Source organism: Reichenbachiella sp. MSK19-1, assembly GCF_003590315.1.
GTDB lineage: Bacteria > Bacteroidota > Bacteroidia > Cytophagales > Cyclobacteriaceae > Reichenbachiella > Reichenbachiella agariperforans.
Genome location: NZ_MIER01000011.1, coordinates 1 through 2,045, shown reverse-complemented (window position 1 = coordinate 2,045; position 2,045 = coordinate 1). Strand labels below are relative to the sequence as shown.

Sequence of the window (2,045 nt, the reverse complement as noted above, 5' to 3'; positions counted from 1 at the left end):
CCCGCTACAGTGATGTTGTTCAATTCGATAGCACCGTTAGGATATCCTGTACCACCTTCACAAACAGTGAGGTGTGTTTCGGTAACATCAGCGGCTACATCATTGTTGACTTCAACTGTAGTTTCTTCATCGGTGATTTCGAAGGACTGTAGGTTAGAACAACCTGTTACCGTATTTGTGATTCTGACAGTGTAGTCCCCACCAGGGATTTCGCTTAGCACGCCTTTGACAGTCGCATCAGCTCCAGGTACAGTAGTAGCGATTTCTTGCCCTGTGTTATCGTTTAGTCCAGTGAACCATTCGAAGGTGTAATCAGTGAAAGGATCACCATTGTCCAGCGTGATGGTAATCTGACCATTGTATTCACCAGAAATAGTTTCTGCGAGATTACAGACGGAGTTGTTGACCGTAGCACCTGGGGTTGCATCCTCTGTAGCTGTATAAGCCGCCGGAGGGTTGTTGTTGATGGTGACGGAAATAGGATCCGCTTCACATCCTGAGTTTTGATCCAATACCACTACGGTATATATACCGTTGTTTAGGTTTTGGATATTTTCAGTAGTTGCTCCAGCAACTGCTACTGCAGTAATACCCGTAGCACTTCCGTTTTTGAGGTCAAAGATGTTGTCTCCGTCTTCGATTACTTTAGCTGCATCAACTGAGGAGCCATAGTACCAAGTGTACTCGAGGTTCGTGGTAGCAGCGGCACCCGCTACAGTGATGTTGTTCAATTCGATAGCACCGTTAGGATATCCAGTACCACCTTCACAAACAGTGAGGTGTGTTTCGGTAACATCAGCGGCTACATCATTGTTGACTTCCACTGTAGTTTCTTCATCGGTGATTTCGAAGGACTGTAGGTTAGAACAACCTGTTACCGTATTTGTGATTCTGACAGTGTAGTCCCCACCAGGGATTTCGCTTAGCACGCCTTTGACAGTCGCGTCAGCTCCAGGTACAGTGGTAGCGATTTCTTGACCAGTATTGTCATTCAATCCAGAGAACCACTCTAGTGTTCACATCCTGAGTTTTGATCCAATACCACTACTGTATATATACCGTTGTTTAGGTTTTGGATATTCTCAGTAGTTGCTCCAGCAACTGCTACTGCAGTAATACCCGTAGCACTTCCGTTTTTGAGGTCAAAGATGTTGTCTCCATCTGTGATTACTTTAGCTGCATCAACTGAGGAGCCATAGTACCAAGTGTACTCGAGGTTCGTGGTAGCAGCGGCACCCGCTACAGTGATGTTGTTCAATTCGATAGCACCGTTAGGATATCCAGTACCACCTTCACAAACAGTGAGGTGTGTTTCGGTAACATCAGCGGCTACATCATTGTTGACTTCAACTGTAGTTTCTTCATCGGTGATTTCAAAGGACTGTAGGTTAGAACAACCTGTTACCGTATTTGTGATTCTGACGGTATAGTCCCCACCAGGGATTTCGCTTAGCACGCCTTTGACAGTCGCATCAGCTCCAGGTACAGTGGTAGCGATTTCTTGACCAGTATTGTCATTCAATCCAGAGAACCACTCTAGTGTATAGTTTGTGAAAGGATCACCATTGTCCAGCGTGATGGTAATCTGACCATTGTATTCACCAGAAATAGTTTCTGCGAGATTACAGACGGAGTTGTTGACCGTAGCACCTGGGGTTGCATCCTCTGTAGCTGTATAAGCCGCCGGAGGGTTGTTGTTGATGGTGACGGAAATAGGATCCGCTTCACATCCTGAGTTTTGATCCAATACCACTACTGTATATATACCGTTGTTTAGGTTTTGGATATTCTCAGTAGTTGCTCCAGCAACATTAACCGCCGTTATGCCTGTGATACCTTTTTGTGCAAAAATGCTAGTACCATCTGTGATTACTTTAGCTGCATCAACTGAGGAGCCATAGTACCAAGTGTACTCGAGGTTCGTGGTAGCAGCGGCACCCGCTACAGTGATGTTGTTCAATTCGATAGCACCGTTAGGATATCCAGTACCACCTTCACAAACAGTGAGGTGTGTTTTGGTAACATCAGCGGCTACATCATTGTTG

General features: G+C 45.5%; 1 protein-coding gene and 1 pseudogene. Both read right to left on the bottom strand.

The window, feature by feature from the left end; all coding sequences use genetic code 11:
- Positions 1–995: pseudogene (locus BGP76_RS08495) on the bottom strand (hypothetical protein); the annotation flags it as partial.
- Positions 996–1,009: 14 nt separating this feature from the next.
- Positions 1,010–2,045 (bottom strand): hypothetical protein (locus tag BGP76_RS20300; protein ID WP_158584169.1); only part of this gene is annotated, 1,036 nt, incomplete at its 5' end.